The sequence below is a fragment of the Oleiphilus sp. HI0086 genome (assembly GCF_001635225.1).
Map to the genome: position 1 here is coordinate 1 of NZ_LWFZ01001505.1, position 510 is coordinate 510.

1 protein-coding gene is annotated in these 510 nt (G+C 45.9%); it reads right to left on the bottom strand.

Annotated features, from left to right (window positions below):
• A partial coding sequence (locus A3756_RS28425) for a hypothetical protein (RefSeq protein WP_197481541.1) occupies positions 1-510 on the bottom strand: 510 nt, incomplete at both ends.

Sequence of the window (510 nt, forward strand, 5' to 3'; positions counted from 1 at the left end):
GGCAAACCCAGCATCTCACGTCCCGGCACCATTTCGACCCAATCATAGGCAGCATCGAGCTGCTCAGTTGACATAATTTCAACCATTTGGGCGTTAAGCGTTCTTTCCTCAGCCTCACCCTGCAGGTGCACGTTTATAGAAGAGGGCAAACGATCATGGCGGCGTCCATCACTGCCGCTAAATAGTATGCGTTGATAGTTTCTCTCAGCGCTCAGGTCATTCGCATCAAAGCGCTCCAACTCTTTCCTGGATAAAGTTCGCTCCAATAGAACCCTATCCAAATACCATGCATAGTGATGGATATAGCTTTGTTGCTCAAAAAACTGCCGAAGAATTGGCAACATCGACTCAAAGTCATCAGATTGATCTAGCTGATACATTAGGTCTCGAAAGTGCCGCTCAGCATCAAGTTTCTGACGAACCAGGACTTTATCTGAAAACGCTTGTAAGCGAGATTTCATCGCTGCATAAAATTCACAGGAACAGATGGTGATAAGAACCAGAAATACA